The 21,518-nt window shown below is 38.2% G+C and carries 18 protein-coding genes; 10 read left to right on the plus strand and 8 right to left on the minus strand.

What is annotated here, in order from left to right:
* Positions 1 to 139: 139 nt before the first annotated feature.
* The gene (locus tag ACI2JM_RS10115) at positions 140 to 1,456 is read left to right on the plus strand and encodes a serpin family protein (RefSeq protein ID WP_404643944.1); all 1,317 of its coding nucleotides are present in this window, start codon (positions 140 to 142) and stop codon (positions 1,454 to 1,456) included.
* Positions 1,457 to 1,710: 254 nt separating this feature from the next.
* Here the strand turns inward: ACI2JM_RS10115 and ACI2JM_RS10120 are convergent, their stop codons facing one another.
* Positions 1,711 to 1,920, minus strand: a complete 210-nt coding sequence (locus tag ACI2JM_RS10120) for a helix-turn-helix domain-containing protein (RefSeq protein ID WP_404643946.1) — start codon at positions 1,918 to 1,920, stop codon at positions 1,711 to 1,713.
* Between the two features lie 84 nt (positions 1,921 to 2,004).
* On the opposite strand from ACI2JM_RS10120, the gene ACI2JM_RS10125 reads away from it, so the two are divergent.
* The 9 genes from ACI2JM_RS10125 (at position 2,005) to truC (ending at position 14,930) form a co-directional block, all read left to right on the plus strand.
* The gene (locus tag ACI2JM_RS10125; RefSeq protein ID WP_404643948.1) at positions 2,005 to 3,288 is read left to right on the plus strand and encodes a hypothetical protein; all 1,284 of its coding nucleotides are present in this window, start codon (positions 2,005 to 2,007) and stop codon (positions 3,286 to 3,288) included.
* 291 nt (positions 3,289 to 3,579) lie between these two features.
* The gene (locus tag ACI2JM_RS10130) at positions 3,580 to 7,485 is read left to right on the plus strand and encodes an ATP-binding protein (protein WP_404643950.1); all 3,906 of its coding nucleotides are present in this window, start codon (positions 3,580 to 3,582) and stop codon (positions 7,483 to 7,485) included.
* On the plus strand, positions 7,485 to 8,099 hold the full coding sequence (locus ACI2JM_RS10135) for a hypothetical protein (protein WP_404643952.1): 615 nt from the start codon (positions 7,485 to 7,487) through the stop codon (positions 8,097 to 8,099). The genes ACI2JM_RS10130 and ACI2JM_RS10135 overlap by 1 nt, the downstream gene beginning before the upstream one ends.
* On the plus strand, positions 8,096 to 9,409 hold the full coding sequence (locus tag ACI2JM_RS10140; RefSeq protein ID WP_404643954.1) for a hypothetical protein: 1,314 nt from the start codon (positions 8,096 to 8,098) through the stop codon (positions 9,407 to 9,409). Before ACI2JM_RS10135 ends, ACI2JM_RS10140 begins: the two co-directional genes overlap by 4 nt.
* Complete coding sequence (locus tag ACI2JM_RS10145; protein ID WP_404643956.1) at positions 9,394 to 10,305, plus strand: hypothetical protein; 912 nt, start codon at positions 9,394 to 9,396, stop codon at positions 10,303 to 10,305. The genes ACI2JM_RS10140 and ACI2JM_RS10145 overlap by 16 nt, the downstream gene beginning before the upstream one ends.
* 255 nt (positions 10,306 to 10,560) lie before the next feature.
* Positions 10,561 to 12,126 (plus strand): transcriptional regulator, encoded by a 1,566-nt coding sequence (locus tag ACI2JM_RS10150; RefSeq protein ID WP_404643958.1) that lies wholly within the window; start codon positions 10,561 to 10,563, stop codon positions 12,124 to 12,126.
* A complete protein-coding gene (locus ACI2JM_RS10155; protein WP_404643960.1) occupies positions 12,110 to 12,868 on the plus strand; it encodes an E2 domain-containing protein in 759 nt (252 codons plus the stop codon). Before ACI2JM_RS10150 ends, ACI2JM_RS10155 begins: the two co-directional genes overlap by 17 nt.
* Positions 12,869 to 12,890: 22 nt before the next feature.
* Positions 12,891 to 13,796, plus strand: coding sequence for a TIR domain-containing protein (locus ACI2JM_RS10160; protein WP_404643962.1), 906 nt, complete (start codon positions 12,891 to 12,893; stop codon positions 13,794 to 13,796).
* Positions 13,797 to 14,159: 363 nt separating this feature from the next.
* Positions 14,160 to 14,930, plus strand: coding sequence for a tRNA pseudouridine(65) synthase TruC (gene truC, locus ACI2JM_RS10165; protein ID WP_404643964.1), 771 nt, complete (start codon positions 14,160 to 14,162; stop codon positions 14,928 to 14,930).
* Positions 14,931 to 15,095: 165 nt separating this feature from the next.
* Here the strand turns inward: truC and ACI2JM_RS10170 are convergent, their stop codons facing one another.
* The 7 genes from ACI2JM_RS10170 to ACI2JM_RS10200 all read right to left on the minus strand — a co-directional run bounded on the left by ACI2JM_RS10170 (position 15,096) and on the right by ACI2JM_RS10200 (position 21,375).
* Positions 15,096 to 16,040: an EamA family transporter gene (locus ACI2JM_RS10170; protein ID WP_404643966.1), complete on the minus strand. Its 945-nt coding sequence runs from the start codon at positions 16,038 to 16,040 to the stop codon at positions 15,096 to 15,098.
* Positions 16,041 to 16,198: 158 nt separating this feature from the next.
* Positions 16,199 to 16,525, minus strand: a complete 327-nt coding sequence (locus ACI2JM_RS10175) for a LysE family translocator (protein ID WP_404643968.1) — start codon at positions 16,523 to 16,525, stop codon at positions 16,199 to 16,201.
* 129 nt (positions 16,526 to 16,654) lie between these two features.
* A complete protein-coding gene (locus ACI2JM_RS10180) occupies positions 16,655 to 17,488 on the minus strand; it encodes a sulfite exporter TauE/SafE family protein (RefSeq protein WP_238049790.1) in 834 nt (277 codons plus the stop codon).
* 77 nt (positions 17,489 to 17,565) lie between these two features.
* Positions 17,566 to 18,066, minus strand: a complete 501-nt coding sequence (locus ACI2JM_RS10185; protein WP_201599797.1) for a flavin reductase — start codon at positions 18,064 to 18,066, stop codon at positions 17,566 to 17,568.
* Between the two features lie 136 nt (positions 18,067 to 18,202).
* Positions 18,203 to 19,249, minus strand: coding sequence for a methionine synthase (locus tag ACI2JM_RS10190; RefSeq protein ID WP_045445767.1), 1,047 nt, complete (start codon positions 19,247 to 19,249; stop codon positions 18,203 to 18,205).
* 53 nt (positions 19,250 to 19,302) lie between these two features.
* Entirely contained in the window at positions 19,303 to 20,340 is a 1,038-nt protein-coding gene (locus ACI2JM_RS10195) for a DUF1852 domain-containing protein (RefSeq protein WP_404643971.1), read from the minus strand.
* Between the two features lie 420 nt (positions 20,341 to 20,760).
* Entirely contained in the window at positions 20,761 to 21,375 is a 615-nt protein-coding gene (locus tag ACI2JM_RS10200) for a YceI family protein (protein WP_404643973.1), read from the minus strand.
* Positions 21,376 to 21,518 lie beyond the last annotated feature (143 nt).

Genomic DNA, 21,518 nt, shown 5'->3' on the forward strand with positions numbered 1-21,518 from the left:
CATATATTATCTCAGAATTTATTAGCATATGTTTACTAAATCACGCCAAACCCTTGTATATAATCAGGACATCATTCGAGTTCTAAAAGGGTACAACGCCATTAAAAATCATAACCATTACATTTATAAAAAGCCAATAATGAAGCTCAGCGTCGGTACGCTTGCTTTAGGCAGTTTACTAGCAATCGCTGGTTGTAATAATAGCCTAGTTGATAATCAACCGATAAAACAGGCAGCTGAAAAACCTATAGTTAGCAAGACTGAGACCCCTTCGACCACAAAGACTGATAAGAGTTATACGGCTGCTGACGACTCTGCTTCAACGCCTGAAGGTGTCAAACAAGTCGTCGATGCCAATAATCAATTCGCCATTGATCTGTATCAGCAGATAAATGGTCAGACTGAGCAAGTAGATAAGAACATATTTTTCTCGCCCTACAGCTTGTCTACGGCGATGGCCATGCTTTATGCTGCAGCAGAGGGTGAAACAAAGCAGCAAATCCAAAAGACCTTTCACTATCCAGCACCAGCTATCCTCAATCCAAATAGTGCAGCACTCTACAATCAATTCAATACACCCAACCCAAATTATAACTTAAGCACGGTTAATGACTTATGGATGCGTCAAGGCTTGAGCCCCAATCAAACTTATTTGGATACCGTAAAACGCTATTATGGTGGTCAAGTCACCAATCTTGATTTTGCGAGCCGTCCCGAGCCATCACGTCAGACCATCAATAAAACCATTTCCAGACATACTCAGCAGATGATTCCTGAACTACTGCCAGAAAGGAGTATCAAGTCATCTACCGCTGCTGTACTAACCAATGCCGTTTATTTTAAAAGCGAATGGGCACAGCCTTTGGGCCTGCAAGGTAGCTCTCAGCCTTTTTATAATGCTGATGGGACAACGTCCTTAGAAATAATGATGTATGACATAAATCGCTTTGATTATATGGAAGATGAGCAAGTACAAGTGGTAGAACTGCCTTATAAAGGCGACGACCTATCAATGCTGATTGTCTTACCAAAATCAAAAGAAGCAGCCGCTATGCAAAAGCTGGTTGCAAACTTGAGTGACGCTCAGATTAGCCGATGGACTGAAGGGTTAGAGAACAAAGAGATTTTTTTAAACATGCCTAAGTTCAAGTTAGAACAGAGCTATAAGATGGAGACGATACTGGCTGAAATGGGCATGCCCATCGCTTTTAGTAATCATGCTGATTTTAGCTTGTTTAATGACAAGTTACCGTTAGCCGTAGATTCTATTATCCATAAAGCGGTGGTTGAGGTTGATGAAAAAGGTACGGTGGCAGCCGCTGCTACAAGTATAGTGGCAGTAGTTGTATCAGCTTCATACAGCGCTGAATTTCATGCCAATCACCCCTTCGTATTTATGATTAAAGACAATAAAACCAATGCCATATTGTTCTTAGGTCAGGTGAACAAGCTATAGCTTAAGGATGCAAGAAATGATGGCCATAAAAATGACGCTGATACCGTTAGCAGTGCTACTGACTGCTTGTCAAAGCATATCAGTGCACAGCCTGACTTGAGCCAAACCATTAAGGTAGAGCAACACTCAGAGCCGCTAATACAGCTTATTAAAGTATATTTAAAACCCTCAATTAAACAGCTATATACCCAACCCTTACATATAATAAAATCAATTCCCGAGAGTATCTAATTTCACGAGATTTAGCCAGAAGCTCAGACTAAATCTTGTATCTCAATACCTAATGCATCACATATTTCATACGCCTTCTTCAGAGTGACATTTTTTTCTCCACGCTCAATGTTCCCCATATAGCTTCGATCAATACCTGCCATCTCTGCCAGTCTTTCCTGAGATATTCCTTTGCTTTTTCGTACCTCACGGATACGCTTTCCAAAGGCAATCATACGCTCATCTGTCGTCATCTCATTAACCACTGCTAAAAATAGCAATACTCACAGTGGTGGGCTATAATATCCACGGGATATAGTCCGTATTAAGAGGTGAGCATGAAAACGGAAGTAGAGTATGAGAAAAATATTACATATATTAACAAGCTTATCTGTGAAAAATATTGGTCACGGGAAAGCGATAAGCGCAGTGGGTTTATATATACCTGTAAAGAAATAGGTCGGGAATTTGGCTTTAAGCATCAAGATATACCTAGTACTGTTAAGGGAAATGCCCACCTTGTCGTACTTGACTGCCAATGTATAGTCTGTGGTAAAACTAAGATTTGTCATACTCGTTCACAGCTTATTCAACTAAGCATAGATAGTTGGCGGTGCGATGAATGTTGGGATACGCTCCAAGAAAAAAGAGAACGAGAGTACTTAGAGTATCGGCTTCAGCAAAAGCGTTTGAAAGAGGAACAAAGACAGTCAGCTGTTAACTATATTAAGGACTATAAGAACTCTCAATCAACTGAAGTCCCGTCGATAACTACGCTTAATGAAGTAGATAGGTTTTTACTTGCAGCAACCATAGAAAGCTTAGGGGCAGAGAGCTTAGAAACTACGATCTCTCTACGTGATAATTTGTCATTGCCTTTATCTCCATTCTTTAGATTGGATCAAAAAATACTTCACCATCTTTTCAAACTAAACCTGCTTTTATTGACTCCTGAAGAGAGCTATGAATATATTAGTGTCAATGAAGAACAAGAATTAGAGATTGATTATTATCAGGCGACTTTTGAGTTTGCTTATAACACTAACGATCTGACTGAGATAATGGTGGATGCTAAAGCTAGAAAAAATATTAATTCCTTAGTCGTCAACACTCAGTTCGAAATGTGGTGTCAGCAAATACAGCTAGGAGAGTGTCTAAGCTATTTGATTACCAGGTCAAAACTAAACAACTTGGCCCCACCTATTGGTGAGAAGCTTGTAAGCCTACTTAGAGCATGTTTAGCTGAATGCTCTGTATCTGTCATGCACTATATAATTTATAAAGCGGTTGAAAGTGCCGCTGCATATGTGCAAAAACCGAATATCACTAGAAAGCATGCATCGAACTCTATTTCAGGTAACATCGAACGGATTTTCGGTAAGATATCCAGCGGTAGTTGGCATCGCAATAAATCTTTTCGCGATGTCAGTCATCCTCAGTCTGCTATGGCTAAAGTTTTTTTTGATTATGTGTTTGGAATAGAGGATTGTGGTTTTCACTACACTCTCGATGAGCTATTTAAACCTTATACACTGCAACAGGCTATTGAACAAGTGGATTATTCAACCCTAGGAAGTATGCAAAGTACTAACTACTCAATTACAATCAATGATTTGAAGTAGTGTAAAGCGTAAAGAACCAAATATAATTTAAGTTTCCAATACTAAGGCCAAATACTAAGTGTATTTGGCTTTTTTGATGCGTAGGAATAGTATATTAATAGGTTATGCGACACTGATTGTCGTGTATCATTTAGTTTTCGATACAAACTGATGCCTTAAGTACTGAATAATACGATAATATTGATATGATTATGAACAATCGTAAATAAAACAAGAATAGAGTTGAGTTCATTTTTGGAAATAGTTTAAAGAGTTAAATTTTAGTTTTATATACTATATGGGGAAATGAACATGCTGAAAGTAGATGAAGCATCAAACATTGCAGACGATGGCGCTATCAGGCCATTAATAAAAGGAAAGAACAAACTTCTACAAGTAGCATTGATAAATAGCTACTTAGTAGGTCAAAGTCACTTATTAGAAGTTGACAACAATACAGTTATCACGGGACGTAATAACTCTGGTAAAACGACTCTGATGGGTGCGATAACTCCCTTCTATGGCACTAAGTTAAGTGATATTGCCAAAAAAAACGAAGCATACGATAGCTTTGTTGATTTTTATCTTCCTTATGCCGATAGTTACATCGTTTATGAGTACATAAGGCTTGGTAAGAAAAATTGCGTTATTCTTAGACGTACAAATGAAGGTCAGCAGGTATTCAATTTTGTTAATACTGCATACGATGAGTCTTGGTTTGTTAAAAACGTTGATAACAAGATAAAATTTAGACAGTTTGAAGAGGTTAAAAAAGTTGTAGAAAATCAAGGAAATCACATATCACCAAATGTAAAACAAATGGCCTATGAAGCTATTATCTCCAATTGTCCAAGATATCGCTTGAAAAACATCGTGCGTTCAGATGCAGCTTTTAAGTCTATTAGAACCCTACAGCCTGACTATTCACTAGCTACAGGTAAAGGAAGCTTTTATGGTTTTTCTTCAATTGCAAGTAACATCTTAAAAAGTAGAATAGAATTTGACCAAATCTGTGAGTTCTTAGTAGAAGCAATGAAGTCTGAAAATAAGGTTCAAGGTAATGAGATGTCAATGGACTCTCAAGGTGTCGATACAAGCAAATGGATTAAAGATCGGAATTCATGGCGTGAAGTTGAAGACCTAAGAGATAAATTTAATGCTCTTAATCGCTACGTAGAGCAAAATGCATCAAATCAGAATAACCTATCTAAAGGAGTTAACGCATTAGATAACTTAAAATTATCATTTGAGTATAGGTTATCTGAAAGTAAGAAGCTTGAAGATCAATACACAAAGGACGTAAAGGAAATAAGCAACCAAATAAGCAATATAGAAATAGGTTGGAATAACGAAAAAGCAGATATCAACAGCGAGATGCGCCAGATAGAAAAAACTATAAATAAGCTTGAAAAAATAAAAAGAGATTTTGAGCAAGGTGTTCAAAATGAACATCATGCTTTGACAACATTAGAGCAAATGATTAGTCAAATAGAGCGCCTGACAGCACAAAAGGAACACCATTTAAGTTTATTAAAAGAATTTGAAAAAAAAGAAAATGACGCTGCTCGGATAATTGATCGAATAACTGAAACATATAAAACCACATTGAGAGAGATAAAAAGCAGCAGGACACAATTAGAGACCATTACAAGCTTAGACTTACAAAAAATTGAGTCCACTTTTAATAGCTCGCAAATAGAAATATTGAAACGACAGGCGTCTGACATTAAGGTAGTTGAAAGAAACTATAAAACAAAGCACGAAAATATCAAAGAACAGATTAACGGGCTTAATATCGAAAGAGCTAAGTTTGAAGAGTATTTAAAACATGTCTACGCTACTCCAGAGTTGGTAAAACAGATAGAGAATACCGCCCTATCAATAGATGGTTATAGAACCCAACTGAGTACAGATATTACTAATAAAAATGAATCTGAAAATATGCTGCGTGATACTGCCGATACATATAAGAGTCTTCAATCAGACTACGCAGACAATCAACGTAAAATAGATAGTGAAACATCAGCTCTCAATGAACTTCAAAATCTTCGTCAAGAAGGCAATCTATTAAGCTTCTTGTTAAAAAGTGAAGAACATCAATTTCTTGCTCCAACAGTAGCTCAAATAAGAAAGATAATTGACCCCTCTTTGTTCAATCGCTCTGATCTATCACCTAGTTGGTCAGGCTATGAAATAGACACTATAACCGATAAAGATGCTCCAACTGATGATTCTGTGTTTGGGTTAATATTAGATACTGACAAGATAGACACCAGTAATAGCCCAGAGAAATCAATAACTCATAACAGTATCGCCAAGAAAAGATTGGGTATAGAAGAAACCATATCAAAGTTGAATGAAAATGCAAATTTACTAGAAAAGCAAATTAAGAAGGCGAAAATTAGTCAAGATAATGCTAGGGAAAAAGTCCATAAGGCTGAAGTTACTGTCAAGAATACTCAGCAATTTATCAAATCGCAGGAGGCTACTTTAAAACAGTTAAAACTTCGAGAAATACAGGAAGTTAGTGACGCTAAAGAAAGAGCTAGTAATAATATCAAGCAAACTGATGAGAAAATTGAGAGCAAATCATTGTACTTAAATGCTACTTATAATGAAGAAGCTTTAGAAGTTAAAAAAATCGAAAATAAATACGAAGAAAAAATCGCATATTTAAAGCATGAAAAAGAGCTTAAAGAAAACAAAGTTAACAGCCAGAAGGACAAAAGGCTGAACTCACTCAAAGAAGAAGAAGCATTAGCTAAAAAGCGTTATGAGAATGCCAAGAGCGAGAATGGTTATGATGATAGTGTAATTGTTCAGACTCGTGAAAAGATAGATAACATCTCAAAAGAGATAGAATTATCAGAAATGGCAAAATTTCGTGTACAGCTTTATTACAGCTTTATGGAAGAAGAGTATGCTGCTGTGCCAAACCTTATAACTAAAAAAGATGATTTATCAACTACATTAATCCATAAAGAGACGGCGAACTCAGAAATCGTACGAACTAAAAAACAGAGAAAAGACGCTCTTATAGAAGAAACTGAAACCATTACAAATAAAATTAAAAAAGCTGGATTTGAACTAGATAAGGTTGAAGAGCATTTAAAACATGCTAAAAATCTACTTAATCAATCGATAGTGACCAATAAATTACCAGCTTATGATTGCACAGCTTATTCACTTTCAGACCTCCATAACGCAAGCTTAGGCCTTCTCAATGAAACTAAGGAATTAATTAAAGATACTAAGATTAATACTAAACAGGGGTTAGATGCACTACGGATAATACGAAAGCCATTCACTAGCAATGAATCAATGTTTGAAAGCCTAATGTCGGACGATTTGGTTTCAAGAGCGCCTGACGAAAGTACATGGTTTATTCAAGCAGCGAAATTCACAGCTTACCTTGATAATGAGCAGCAGATAAAAAAAGATACGCTTATAAGTCAGTATCGTGTAGCTGCCTATCAAGTCAATGAGTTTAAATCCAAATTAGATAAAGCACACAACAGTTTAAGTAACTTTTCTAATCGCCTTAATGCGAGCTGCAAGACAGTATGTAATATGTTGCAAGCTTTAGCTATTGAAGAGTTGGTCATAACGATCAATTCGGGAATCAAAGAAAATAGATGGTATAGCACATTACAAGATTTCTCAGAAGCTCATATAGAGTGGGCTGAGTCAGATTTGCATAATAGAGATAGGATGCCTAATGAAGAGCTGTTAGCTAAGCTTCAGAGAGTTCAAGATTACATTGGTCAGAATCAAATGAACATTAAACTATCTGAACAATTTAATTTTAGCTTGATGGTCAAACAAGTAGGTAAAGAGGCCAAACATACCAAAAGAGTAAAAGTTTTTAAAGATATGGGGTCAAATGGAACAATGCGCATCGCGCAGTTAATAATTTATATCTCATTACTCAAAGTAATTTCGAATAGTGAAGATGTCGTACTTAAGTTCTTTATCGACGAAATTGGTGTTTTAGACCATGAAAATACTCAAGAGCTGCTAAGCCTCCTTGAAAACTTTGGTATATCAGCAATGTGTGCTGCTCCTGAAAATCCAGACGATGAAGTAATCCCCATGTTTACTAATAATATCGCCTGTCATCATAATAGAATTCAAAAAAGATATGAGCTATCACAGACTGATGACATGCGTATGCTTACTCAAGATTGGGAGCTAGACAAGTTTGGAGTATTTGGATAATGAAAGAATATGAAATATTACGACTGCTAATGAATAATAAATTTATATGCAAGGTCACTTATCCAGAAGCCTACTCGTTGCTAAAAGATAATAACGCAGCCTATGAGCGGATAACCTCGCAACTTAAACCGTTTGGAGTAAAACTCGTAGCACTTTGTGATGGCGATGTTTTTGCTGGTATGAACAATGAACCAACTGAAGGTGATAAAAGAGCAGTTGTTAAGCAGTTCCATGATATATATCACGACATCGGACCCATTGTCGAGATGTTGGCATGTCTATCAACTGCTGATGAAGGAAATATACTGGTTCATGGTGAAAACCTAAGCCATTCTGAATTGGTGCTTGAGGCCAATAATAATATGCATTTTGAAAGCATGCTGACTGAGGTGTCTGAGATTACAGGCGCATCTAAAAAGCCGAACGATGAGAAGGTGCTATCTTTGCTCGATAAGTTGTGTAAATACGAAGTATTAGTTTTAGTGGAACCTAATAAGAAAATTTACCGTGCAACAGGAATGGTCAGTTACATATACGATGTATTTGAATACATTACTCACAATATTCTAGAGCATGAAGAGGATGTACAGGAACAACAAGGGCTTGGTTTATGAAAAAACTAAGTATGAAGTTATCAGAAGAGAAAATTAAGTCCTTGGGTCGAGCCATTACTGATAAATCAGGCCTATTGTATGAAGCCTACTTACCAAGTGGTTATTATGAAGAGATTAATGAGAGTCAAAAGCAATATAAAATTTTGCAAGATAGTGGCGTCATAAATATCAATCCCAATACCATTAATTTGGGCTCAAACTTTACTGCCCTATTGAAAAACTTAGATCATAAGTCTCGTAACTTGAATGTTGCTCCTGATATTGAGCTTTCAAAACAATCAATTGGCCAATCTGTCCTACTGGCTCAATTAGCTTCTGATTCATTTGAAAATGAAAGTGAAGAGATAGGACATTTAGCAAATATAAGAGATATAGCTATCTCTATAGCAGAGTATTTGGGTCGTGAGATGGCCGATATCGAATACATAATCAATTCTGATCTAAATAATACGCCTAGTATCAAATTTAAAAGAATAATACTTGAAGGTTTGAATAAAAAAATTAAGCTTCAACTGGAAAAGATTGAAATATTAAGTCCTCAAGAGTTGCATAAACTCCATGGTGAATATACTGACGCTGCAATAATTCTTGAGGAGTATCTAGCCAACTCTATTTCTAGATTTAATAGTGAGATGGGCGTCCATCTTGACAAGATACTAATATTAATCGATAAGCTAAAACAAGAGCAAGATAGGAAAAGCAAGACACTTTGGTTACTTCGTAAAGCTTTAAGAAATGGTCAGTTTACTCCTGATAAAACGGATTTAGAGTATATAGACATTGAGGATTCCAACTTAGCTTATGGTGGTATATCTATTGCTGAAAATATTCATAATGTAGAGATTTCAGACGATAGTTACTTTTTGGCTACAGTGATCGAAAAATTAAGCCCTAAAAAACCGAAACGTAAAACTGACAACCTTTATTCAGGTGAGTATCATGGCGGTGAGAAAGAATATATAAAACCCCCACCCTCTCATGAGAAGGTTTTAGTTATGAAATATATGGCTAGTAATTGCGAACTTCATCATGAGAAAGCTGTATCGTTAAGAGAATACTGGGAACTGGCTGAATTAAAGCATGAAATTAGATACAAAGCCTTTCTCGCCTTATTCTTAAAGATAGTAAAAAGCGATTTTATAGAAGATAGAACCATAAGAACTAAAGATCAATCAAAGTTTAAATTCTATTTAAAATCTCGTACTCTTTCTAGTACTTGTAGTACTAGGTATGTCATTGATGCTAAATATATCAAGTTTGACAAAGATGATAAACCGCCGCTAAAAGAGGAAATATGGAAAAGATATTAGAAAGAGCCCTGAAGAATCCAAGCAAATTATCTTACCTAAAAAGTAAAATAGTCTTAGGGGCTGAATATGTCCCATTTAGAAGCCTCGATAATGTTCTTGCTTTAATAGTAGCCTTTGATCCTAAAGTCGGATATATCGTAAACAATAAGATAAAAATTAAAATGGGCGGTTGGGTTCGTATCAGACAGCTTGTTAAGTCACAAACAGGTATAGATTTGCTTGAGCATGATTTAGAAGAATTAAAGCAAAAAGACAGAGTCGATAATACCTTAGTTATTGCTGATGACAAGCTATTTAGTAAAGCTCCTACACAGGGATTTATTGAGTGCCGTCTATTAGGAAACAATGAAGATGTTATTAAAGCATCAAATAATTACGTGCATCAACGAACTAAAGAAAACGCTTATTTAGGAGTTGATATCAATGACCTTATCGAATGGGATATTGATAATATTATTATCATAGAAAACTTTAACGCATTTTGTAGATTTAACGAACAGCATGTTAAATTAATTGAAGGCTTAACTGGTCTAGTGACAGTAGTTGCTTATAGAGGACATCACAACAGACACATTAAACTTATATTCCAAGCTATCTCTCAAAAAAATTGCAAACGATACGTGTTTGCTGATTATGATTTCGCTGGTTTGGCCATATCTGAATCTATATCCAAATCCATCAAAGCTCATGGACATATATTACCTAAGGAGCCTTGGAAGCACTCGGAAAAATTTAATGCAATGTCTGTTAAGGACAATCGTCAAAATCAGTCATTTATTCGAGTAAGCCTACCTAGTCTAAGTCCTTACTTTGAGCATATTCGTGATAAATATTTAGCGGTGCCTCAAGAAACATTAATAGCGAGAGAAACTCCCTTAACTGTGGTTGATGCTTAAGCTCTACCGCTATAGTTAGTAAATGGCTTATCTGTTGTTTATTTTTCCTAACTTCTGCTTATTCTGGTAATTGATCAGCTTATTAAATCTATTAAAATTTTTGTAATCTGCTAGTTCGAATCGATGAATGTGAAACTTCCATACAATGCGGCTTCGATTCATATTTATATAGAAAAATAGATAATCTTTAGATTGAAAATTCACGTAGCTGCAACCATATATATCAAAACTAAACATTTAAAATAAGGATAAAAAATGCACTATAGTTGGGACGTGGATAGAGCGGAAAGTCACATAGATAAGCTATGTGACTCAGTGAAAGATGTTGAAATAGCAAATTATACTCGTGAGATGAATTTGGGTAATATCCCTGTCAACAAAGCTTATGAAATGGATGCCGTTCATATCTACGTTGATATTTTAAATCTTGAAAATCTATTGGTTAAAGATGGTAATGAAAATGAGACTTCACACAAAAGAGCCATTAGATTCTTCGACTCACATTTTAGAACTATCAGATACATATTGGATGAGTCCGAGTCTTTATTTGTAGACTTTCATAATCAACGCCTACATGCAGTCGTCACAAAGCCTTATGATAATGAGAAAAATCGCTTAGACAGAGCGGTTGCCATTAGTGATTTAATTATTGATGCTGTCGCTCAGCAGAAAAAAGATAGTAACGATAATTACATCGATGCAGCGACGATCAGAGTGGGTATCGATTCTGGTATCGCTTTAGCTGTCAATAATGGCCGAGCCAAAAATAAAGAGCCTTTGTTTTTAGGCAACCCCGCCAATCATGCTGCAAAACATGCTGCAGGTGACAAAAAAGGAATTTACCTCACTGCTAATGCAAGGGATGTTCTTGATCTGTCCAAGGTGGATGCTGACAAAACCAAGACATCAGCACTAACTTCTGATGAGATCGAATTATCAGTTGAGCGCACAACGCTACCAAATGGTTTGTCACTTGAGAGTGTTAATGAGAACGCGCCTAAGCCTAAACTATTAAAAGATTTTCAGTTCTCGCGGGCAGCATCACCTTTAGAAGATTTTGACTTTAATAAGTACTACTATAAGACGGCTAAAAGACAAGAGCTGGTTTCTTTGTATGCCGATATTGATGGATTTACAAACTATGTAAACGTAAATATGGATTCAGAGCAAGGTAAAAAGAACATTGTCCGCTGTTTGCACGTAATCAGATCAGAGATGGATGATTGCATCAATACTAATTTCAAAGGTAAACGGGTTCGTTTTATTGGCGACTGCATGCATGCCATTATCTGCGAAGGTAGTAACAAATATACAGACAGACTAAAGACAGTGGAAGTTGGCACTGAGGCGTCAGGCGGTATTAGAAGCAGCTTTAACCTATCACTAGAAAAGCTTAACGATAGATTTGATATTCAAACCGACGATTTGGGTTTGGCGATTGGTTATGAACTGGGTGATGTGTCTAATCTTAGAGTTGGCCAAGAGGGTTTGGATAATAGTACGCGTTTTTCATTAGGGATATCTACGATAGCCTCTGAAAAAGAACAAATGCAGTGCGAACACGAAACAGAGACGCGTATTGGTGAAACGGCATTCGGAGTCTTAGAAGACTCTAAATATGAAGATTTATTTTCTGATAGATCAGCCACAGATATAACCTTTGAGCGTATTGAAGAAGTGGATAATAAGGCGATTGAAGAAGATACTGCTAAAAATGAAAGTTCAATGTATGACGATATCTCTTCTTCTGTGCCAGCTCCATCGGATGAAGAGTTTACACCATCACGACCTGCGTTGAAGCCTCATGCCCAGTTTAAATGAGCTTGAGCAGTACCTTAATGCTGCTGGTATAGCCTCCAAAAAAGACAGTGCATCCAATCTGTGTTTTACATTGAAGGTGCCGATGACTAGCGGCAAAAGAAAGGCCTTTGAGCTAACCGCCATTCAATCTGATTCTGGATTATTAATAAAAGAAAGTGACGGTTGTTTACCAAGTTTCTGTCCTAACAGACATATAAACATGGGTGGTTACTTTTGCTTGGGGTTCGAAATAGAGGGCCTGCCGATAGATGATTGGGTCTCTTATATTAAAGACTACTTAAGAGCTCAAGAGTATGTAAACAAACATAGAAAATGGCCGAAGCAGGTCAAAGAGTGGAGCCATGGAAATGCAGCATACTATCAACAGCTTGTTGAGGATGATTTACTTAAGCTGAGAGGCAATAACGTCAACATCGACTTTAAAAAGATTGAGCTTAGAGAAGTCAGTCCTGCTAAATGCTATCCAAATCGATCACATTACCATCTATATTACGACTCGAAACTTGTCGCTACGGGTATTGATAATAAGGTACTCAACAAGAGATCTGCCTGTATTTGTATCACAGATGGTAGCGCAAAACATAAGCATAAAACAATTGGTGGTTGTGAAAATCAGTGCTTAAAGACTTTGTACCAAATACCTTTCAATGAAGAAAAGAGGGTTTTTGAAGACAATAAATTTTGGGAGTACTTTGAAAACCAGAAATGTTGCATGACGATAGATGAATGTAGGCTTAAATAATATAACTATTCGAGGAACAAATATGTCTTTAATATCAAGATTTCAAGAAAATACATCAGCTGTAATTAATGAGTTGTTAAATCAAAAATTAGTTGGTGGTAATCGTGAGATTGCTGAAGAAATTGCTAACAATGGGAATGTTGTAGGTTTCGGTTCTGGCGAAACCATCATTAATCAAGGTGATTATGATCAAGATATTTACTTCATACTAGCAGGTGAAGTAAGTATGATGATCAATAGTGCTAAATTACCTTATTCTCGTGGACCCGGTTATAGCATTGGTGAAATGTCAGCAATAAATCCATCAAAACCAAGATCTGCAACTTTAATTGCTTCTGGAGAGATGATCGCTGTTAAAGTTGATGCTAGTTTTTTCAATGAGTTAATGGAAAAATATCCTGATGTTTATAAAATCATTTCAATTGACTTAGCTAACAGGCTGGAACAAAGGAATATATTAATAGAAGAAAGTAATAAGATTCCTAAGTTGTTCATTATAAGCACTGTTGAAGCATTGGATGTAGCCAGAGATATAAAGGTAGAGTTGGATCACGATGATATAGCTGTTGATATTTGGTGTGACCAAGATGTATTTGAGGGAGGGTCTTACACATTAGAATCCTTGGAAAAAGCTGTTAAAACCTCTGATTTTGGATTGGCTATTATGAGTAGCGACGATACGGTTACATCAAGAGAAAAGGAGTCTAGAATTCCAAGAGATAATGTAATATTTGAACTAGGTTTATTTATGGGTCATCTAGGTAGGAAGCGTACTTTAATGGCTTTGCCTAGAGATAACAAACCTAATCTTGCAAGTGATTTAAAAGGATTAACACCTTTAGAATACAAGGTTAGAAACGGTAAAATCGACACAGGCGTTCTAGTAACAAAACTAAGAAAACTTATTGCTGAACATGGAATCAGGTAGTTTATGATAATTAAATTTACTCATGTTAAGCAAATTATTTTAAAAAATTTAGGATGATACTTTATTACTCGTAAAAATACTGTAATAATAAAAAAATGAATCTCAGGATGATACTTTATTATTTTCAATAATTTTTACGTTCTAACTAAATTAAGGACTTACCATTCTTCTAAGATGATACTTTATTACTCGCTGACAATAACTATCATCAATCAGTTGCTTTTTGCACCGAGTCCTTCGCTATCTGGTACGAATAAGATAGCGAAGGATTTTTTTGTGAATAACGAAATAGAAAAATATCAGTAATTTATATAATTCAATCACTTATATAGTTACTGTATCTACAGTATGGACAATGAGAACATGGATATCGAAAACGGCACCGCCAATCAAATCACTAACCAAATAGAAATAATCTATGAAGATGAATTTCTGGTGGCAATTAATAAAGAGGCTGGTCTATTGGTGCATCGCAGTTGGCTGGATAAAGGCGAGACGCGCTTTGCCATGCAACTCACCCGTGATGCGGTAGGTTGTCATGTATTTCCGGTGCACCGGTTAGACAAGCCTACGTCAGGCGTATTATTGTTTGCCAAGAGCTCAGCCGTGGCGCGCAGCCTTGGCGAGGCTTTTACTGAACACAAAGTTACCAAGCAGTATTTAGCCGTGGTGCGCGGCTATATGCCAGAACAAGGCACCGTTGATTATGCGTTGAGCTTTCAGCCCGATGCCATCGCCGATAAGTTTGCCGATTTGGACAAACCCGCTCAAGAGGCGGTGACCCATTGGCAAAGTTTGGCACAAATCGAGCTACCATTTGCCGTATCAAAAAAGCATGACACGAGCCGCTATAGTCTTGTGCGCTTGACACCCGAGACTGGGCGTAAGCATCAGCTGCGTCGGCACATGCGACATGTATTCCATCATATCGTGGGTGATACCAGCCACGGTGATATACGGCACACACGATTTTTTCGTACTCACTATGACTGTACGCGTATGCTGCTGCATGCTCAGACTTTAGCGCTCAGCCACCCTGTCACTGGTGAGCCATTATTACTAAAAGCTAAATTAGATGACCAATGGATGCGTATCTTAGAAGAGTTTTCTTGGGTAGACAGCGCTAAAGATTAAACAGCGTAGGGTTTATCCTAGATCGTCATATCAAAGAAGTCGACATACTGATACTAGATATGAAGGTTCGGTACCCTAGTGAGGACTTGAACCTTCGGCTATGAGTGTTTGGATTTTTATTTTTATTTACCGTAAGCGCTGTTATAGGAATAAGAACAGCTAACATCATATTGGCTGGCGCTTTCTTCCCAGTTTCATTTTTATATTCGCTAGCACCAACCCCGACAATATCAATATCATTGCCAGCATTTTCCACCATGTCACGACCTCTCCTGTAAGTAGCACTGAGGTTGTCATACCGAATACTGGCACCAATAGAGCAAACGGCATAACCTTGGAAGCCGTATTTTGACTAAGCAGATGCGCCCACAGTCCAAATCCTATCAGCGTTGAGACATACACGATAAACCCAAGTGATAACCAAGACTTAAGCGATGCCTCGGTAAACGTCGCCAGCTGCCATGCCTCGGTCTCAAATATGAGAGAAGATAGAGTTAAAATCACGCAAGCGATCAGACCACCCCAAACCACGAGAGCGAGAGCAGACAACGCGGATGCCTTATTCTGTCCAGTATTAGACGAAATAATAGCTCCATCTGATCCTTGCTGCGTCGCTTGTGTTGACGCCTGTTTTGAAGCAATGTTACCAAAGCTCCAGCCTATGGCCGCAATCAAGATACAGACAAATCCAGCCAAAGGCATATCACCACCAAGATTTAACGCGATGACGCTAAGCCCTAGCACACCAACTAGCATACCGATGATTTGCATGCGACTCACTGCCTCACCCAATATAAAATACGCCAACAATACGGTGATAAAAATCTGAACTTGTAGCAATAGTGCCGTCAATCCTGCTGATGCCCCTAAGTGCATGGCAGTAAATACAAAAGCATACTGCATGACAAACGTACCGATAGCATAGATAAGTAATGTACGGTTAAATTTGGGCGGTTTTAGAAAAAAAACCAGTGGCACAGCGGTAAAGAAAAAACGCAGGGCGGTGAGCATTAGCGGTGGAAAGCTTTCAAGTCCCCATGCAATAAAGGTAAAGTTTACACCCCAAATAAAAGTAACCAGTACAGCCAATGCAGTGTATATAGGAGTCATGTAGTTGGCCTAGGAAGTTATGGCTGATTATTATATTTAAAAAAATTTTATGACAATCTCGTATTAACCATAGGAGGCTTTTAGAGAGTGAGTACTACACTTACACACAATAGAACGGCAATGAGCATTAATGCTGCACCGCCTATTTTTGTAATTAACTATAGGTTATCTTGAGCTTTCCATAGATATCGACTGGCTAAAGCAAATGCTTCTGCGTAGCAAAAATGGATCAGTAAAACCAATAGGCAAAAAGTTGAAGCTAAAATCAGAAATTGAGAAAGATAGGTTTGCTCAGTATCGATAAATTGCGGAAATACAGCCATAAAAAATAAGATAAGTTTTGGGTTAGAAAGGGAGGTTAGCAAACCTTCTTTGAACAACCTACCAGCACTTGTGCTACTCACATCTAACGTGTTGTCAGACTCTAGGACAAATGATTTTCTTTTTCCAAAGATCATTCTGAAAAACAAAAAAGCATACCTCAACAGAACCCAGCTACTTCACCCTTTAGACCCATTAATAGACCACTTAAAGCAGACTGATATAAGAGAACCACTCAAAATAAACTTTTGAACGATCTAAACGTTGCAGTTTAAACGCGCCAATATAAAGACTTAAACCAATCCCTTATACAGGAAATAGCACCCCACAACCGTTAATAACACCGCAAAGCATTTCTTTAAAAGCTCTGGTGATAGTATATGAGCAACTTTCGCGCCTAGCTTGGCGGTAAAAAAGCTCATGATACTGATCCCTAAAAAGGCATAAATGTGCACAAAGCCAATGGTGTTAGGCACATCAATTCGTTGCTGCATCCCAAAAAACATAAAACCTAATGCTCCAGCAATGGCAATCGGCAGACCACAAGCTGCTGAGGTGCCAACGGCTTTTTGCATAACAACACCATACCGCGTGAGATAAGGCACGGTTAAGCTACCGCCGCCAATACCGAAAATAGCAGAAGCGATACCGATAACCCCACCTGCTGCGAGCTGCTTAGGTTTCGAAGGCAGTTGTGTATTAGCATCGTCAGTACTACTAGAATTGGTAGCATGATTAGCAACCTGTTTTTTGCCACCGAAAAACATCTTGTAGGCGACCCAAAGCAAAAATACGCCAACAATGAGCTGAAGATACAGCCCAGATATCTGCCCTGCAATCCCTGCCCCTAAAAAGCAACCAATCGCTAAGCCTGGTGCCAGATTTTTAAAGACAGGCCACATGACTGCGCCTTTTTTATTGTGTGCCATGAGCGAGCTGATAGAGGTGACAATGATGGTCGCCAGTGACGTCCCCAATGCCAAATGCATGATATTGTCAGGGCTGTAACCCATTTGCGTAAAGACGATGAATAATAATGGCACGATAATTGTGCCACCGCCCACACCAAATAGCCCCGCAGCAAATCCTGCTAGCGCACCTATGATTAAAAAAACGATTAATTCCACGGGATATTTACTTCTTATGTAGAGTTAGTACGATGGTTATTTTAGTTCAGTGACAATCAATCAGTTAAAAAGCCAACTTAGGCGATTTCTGCTTGATCCACTTGACCAACCCGAGAATAGGCACGATTAAAATACACCAAACTCTCCTCTTGCTCACTTTGTCTAATGGCGACCACTCGGCACATGAAAACACTGTGCGTGCCCACTTGCTGAATGTCCTCAATCTCACAATCAAAACTGACCAACGCATCTTCTAAAACGGGAGCGCCTGTTTTGAGCGGTGACCAAGAGCCATATTCAAATCGCTCTTGTGAACTCAATTTGGAGGCAAAAGCGTTAGATATTGATTCATGCTGTGCGCCTAAAACATTGACACTTAATATTTTATTTTCAATAAAATGAGCATGTGAGCGAGACGTCTGGTTCATACAAACCAGCAAGGTTGGCGGTGTATCGGTAACGCTACACACCGCAGATGCGGTAAACCCATGAGTACCAGCGCTGCCTTCTGTGGTAATGACATTGACCGCTGTTGTTAACAAAGACATACCATCTCTAAAATCGGTGGCTTCGATCATGACTTAACTCCTAAATTTTAAGTCTTTAAGTTCATTGATAACTGAGGTCACTCATGAGTTTAAACAAGCTAGTATAGACGGGGTTAAAAACCCAACCTATAAAAGCTAAATTTTGTATCAGTTTATTCAATGAACCCTAAGCGGTCAGTTCTTGACGCACGATTGCTGCGCCAGCACTTAACGCTTGCAGCTTACCGCGGGCCACTTGGCGCGATAGTGGTGCCATGCCGCAGTTGGTCGAAGGATACAACTTATCCGCATCGACGAACTGCAAGGCTTTTCGTAGCGTATTGGCCACTTCTTCAGGGGTTTCAATAGTATTGGTTGCCACATCAATGGCACCAATCATCACTTTTTTACCGCGGATCAATTCAATCAAATCCATGGGAACATGTGAGTTTTGACATTCTAAAGAGACAATATCAATATTCGACTGTTGCAATTTAGGGAATGCTTGCTCGTATTGACGCCACTCTGAACCCAATGTCTTTTTCCAATCGGTATTGGCTTTGATGCCGTAGCCGTAGCAGATATGCACCGCCGTTTCACACTTTAGACCTTCAATGGCACGCTCTAACGTAGCAATACCCCAGTCGTTGACGTCATCAAAGAACACATTAAATGCTGGTTCATCGAATTGGATAATATCCACCCCAGCCGCTTCTAATTCTCTGGCTTCTTGATTTAAGATTTTAGCAAATTCCCACGCCAATTTTTCACGGCTTTTATAATGACCATCATACAAGGTATCAATCATGGTCATCGGACCAGGCAGTGCCCATTTGATTGGCTGATCGGTTTGTGCACGTAAAAACTTAGCATCATCAACAAATACAGGCTTTTGACGACTTACCGCGCCAACGACTGAAGGCACACTGGCATCATAACGATTACGAATGCGCACGGTCTCGCGCTTCTCAAAATCGACGCCATCCAGATGTTCAATAAAGGTGGTCACAAAGTGCTGACGAGTTTGCTCGCCATCACTGACAATATCAATGCCTGCATGCACTTGTTCTTGCAATGTCAAACGTAGCGCATCTTGTTTGGCTTCAAGCAGTTGCTCACCTTCTAATGCCCAAGGTGACCAGATTTTTTCAGGTTCTGCAAGCCAAGAAGGTTTCGGTAAACTGCCAGCCGTTGACGTCGGTAGTAATTTTTGTGTCGGTAATAATATTGTCATACGATTCATCTTCTTATTTATTGGTATTCTCATTTCAGCCAGATTGAGCATGTTTAGGCAGCGTATTCTTTATTCGCACATGCTTCTGCCGCGTGCTCATTTACATCATAGCTTGCTGCCCACTCATTAAGAATGGTTTGGTATGGCTTGATGAACTGCTCTTCGGTGAACTTACCTTGTGTCACTGCCATCTGACTACGCTCTGCGCGATCATAGACGATTTGCGTTAGGGAATAATCTTGGTACTTCAAGCTGGGTTGATACACTTGACCCGCTGCCGAATTGGCATTATAAATTTCAGGTCGGTAGATTTTTTGAAACGTCTCCATGGTACTAATCGCACTGATCAGCTCAAGATCGGCGTAATCGCTCAGCAAGTCACCCGCAAAATAAAACGCTAATGGTGCGGCGCTACCCGTAGGCATAAAGTAGCGAACGGTTAAGCCCATTTTGGAAAAGTACTCATCGGTTAGTGACCCTTTGTTCAAAGAACAGCCATCTTGTTTGTATTCAACGCCCAATACAGGGTGCTGATTGGTCGTACGTTGATAGGTTTTACTGGTGGAAACACTCAAGCAAATCACAGGCTTCTTGGTGAAATTAGCTTGGTAAGCTTCTGAATTTAATAAATACTGAAACAGTTTGCCATGTAAGTCACCGAAATCTACTGGCGGCGCAGATGATGGATGTTTATCGAAATGGTCTAATAAGACCACGCTAAAGTCATAATCGCGCACATAAGATGAGAAACTATTACCAATCATACCGTCAATACGGGTGTTTTCTTTATGATCCACAATCGTTGTTTGCAGCATCTCGATGATAGGGAAAGTATCGCCATTTCCTGCCACATCCATGTCGACAGAAATAATATCAACCTCAACAGAATAACGATCTGCGGTGGGATTATCCCAATGTGCCAATGCATTAAAACGATTATTTATCATTCTTAATGTTTTGCTTAAGTTCTCCTGACGATGCTCGCCACGCGCCAAATTCGCAAAGTTCGTCGTCAGACGCGTGCTATTTGCAGGATGATAGTTTTCATCAAAACGAATGCGCTTAATTGCACAACTAAATTCTTTACTCATGATAATCCGCTACCCTAATCTACTCTCATTATTTGAGATAAAACCAAATTTGTGTATGAGGTGAATCATACCTAAACTATTACATGAATAAAAACGATACTATTTAAATATAAGATGAATATAATTCATGTTAATGAAATTATGGTATGACATGAGATTGGATAGCGGAGACTTTACGACTTACTCGATAGCATCATTCAGCAAAAAATAAGCCTGTAGAAAAATGAGCTACGCTAAAGAAAGCATAAAGAAAATTTCGATAAACTAACTAACGAATCTAAGGGTTCTCTCATTAAAAAAGCCGAAACTTATTTTCTAAGTCTCAGCCCTTTTTTTTATAATATAAATAGAGAATTGCTTTCTATTGATTGTGTTAGCGATAAACATTCTTAAGATTTTTTCAACTTTAACGCTATCAAACTACTGTCTTGCCGCTTCAATCTGAATGTTTAGCTGAACTTTTTTAGTAATACCCAATAACGTATATTTGCTGATGCCCCATTTCGTTCGATCAATAGTCGTTGTAAAATCCCCACCGCAAACTGACTTTTTTAATATTGGGTTTAAGTAGCAATTGAACTTGCTGGCCGTCAGCGTAATGGGATTAGTCTTGCCATGTAGTGTCAACATACCATCGACTTTGCTGACATTTGAGCCACTACCATCAGTCGTAAAATACCATTTGGTAGACTCAAATTGCGCCAGTGGAAACTGCTCAATATCGAAAAAATCTGCGCTTTTTAACGTAATATCAAATGCTGTATTGCCTGTATTTAGGCTATTCAGAGGAATTACTAGCGAGATATTACCGGTCTGAGCCGCTGGATCATAATCTAAATGTCCAGTGATATTATAAAAGCCACCTGTGTTGGTAGAGGTATTAAAATGGTCAATAGCAAAGCGTACATTGGTATGGGTGGGGTCGATATCGTAAGTCCTCGCCTGACTGCTGGCGATACCCAACATGCTTAGACATAAGGCTAGTAGCGGCTTCCGCGAGGACAGTATGACTGTCGAAAGGGACATTTGATTCATAGTAACATTCCTTTGCTGTATAAATGATAGAGCTATCACATCCTTTGTGATTGTGATTGTGCTTGTGCTTGTGATTTTGCTCTTATAATTGCTCTCTTATATAATGACAACAAGCCCATACTTAATCAATAAATATAGGCTCG

This window comes from Psychrobacter sp. NPDC064578 (assembly GCF_044901245.1).
GTDB lineage: Bacteria > Pseudomonadota > Gammaproteobacteria > Pseudomonadales > Moraxellaceae > Psychrobacter > Psychrobacter cibarius_C.

What these genes read in the sequence shown, in the direction of transcription:
- ACI2JM_RS10135 (WP_404643952.1), top strand. Translation starts at nt 7,485, where the DNA reads ATGAAAGAATATGAAATATTACGACTGCTAATGAATAATAAATTTATA.
- ACI2JM_RS10130 (WP_404643950.1), top strand. Translation starts at nt 3,580, where the DNA reads ATGCTGAAAGTAGATGAAGCATCAAACATTGCAGACGATGGCGCTATC.
- ACI2JM_RS10200 (WP_404643973.1), bottom strand. Translation starts at nt 21,375, where the DNA reads ATGAATCAAATGTCCCTTTCGACAGTCATACTGTCCTCGCGGAAGCCG.
- ACI2JM_RS10195 (WP_404643971.1), bottom strand. Translation starts at nt 20,340, where the DNA reads ATGAGTAAAGAATTTAGTTGTGCAATTAAGCGCATTCGTTTTGATGAA.
- truC (WP_404643964.1), top strand. Translation starts at nt 14,160, where the DNA reads ATGGATATCGAAAACGGCACCGCCAATCAAATCACTAACCAAATAGAA.
- ACI2JM_RS10145 (WP_404643956.1), top strand. Translation starts at nt 9,394, where the DNA reads ATGGAAAAGATATTAGAAAGAGCCCTGAAGAATCCAAGCAAATTATCT.
- ACI2JM_RS10120 (WP_404643946.1), bottom strand. Translation starts at nt 1,920, where the DNA reads ATGACGACAGATGAGCGTATGATTGCCTTTGGAAAGCGTATCCGTGAG.
- ACI2JM_RS10150 (WP_404643958.1), top strand. Translation starts at nt 10,561, where the DNA reads ATGCACTATAGTTGGGACGTGGATAGAGCGGAAAGTCACATAGATAAG.
- ACI2JM_RS10185 (WP_201599797.1), bottom strand. Translation starts at nt 18,066, where the DNA reads ATGATCGAAGCCACCGATTTTAGAGATGGTATGTCTTTGTTAACAACA.
- ACI2JM_RS10125 (WP_404643948.1), top strand. Translation starts at nt 2,005, where the DNA reads ATGAAAACGGAAGTAGAGTATGAGAAAAATATTACATATATTAACAAG.
- ACI2JM_RS10155 (WP_404643960.1), top strand. Translation starts at nt 12,110, where the DNA reads ATGCCCAGTTTAAATGAGCTTGAGCAGTACCTTAATGCTGCTGGTATA.
- ACI2JM_RS10115 (WP_404643944.1), top strand. Translation starts at nt 140, where the DNA reads ATGAAGCTCAGCGTCGGTACGCTTGCTTTAGGCAGTTTACTAGCAATC.
- ACI2JM_RS10190 (WP_045445767.1), bottom strand. Translation starts at nt 19,249, where the DNA reads ATGACAATATTATTACCGACACAAAAATTACTACCGACGTCAACGGCT.
- ACI2JM_RS10140 (WP_404643954.1), top strand. Translation starts at nt 8,096, where the DNA reads ATGAAAAAACTAAGTATGAAGTTATCAGAAGAGAAAATTAAGTCCTTG.
- ACI2JM_RS10160 (WP_404643962.1), top strand. Translation starts at nt 12,891, where the DNA reads ATGTCTTTAATATCAAGATTTCAAGAAAATACATCAGCTGTAATTAAT.
- ACI2JM_RS10170 (WP_404643966.1), bottom strand. Translation starts at nt 16,040, where the DNA reads ATGACTCCTATATACACTGCATTGGCTGTACTGGTTACTTTTATTTGG.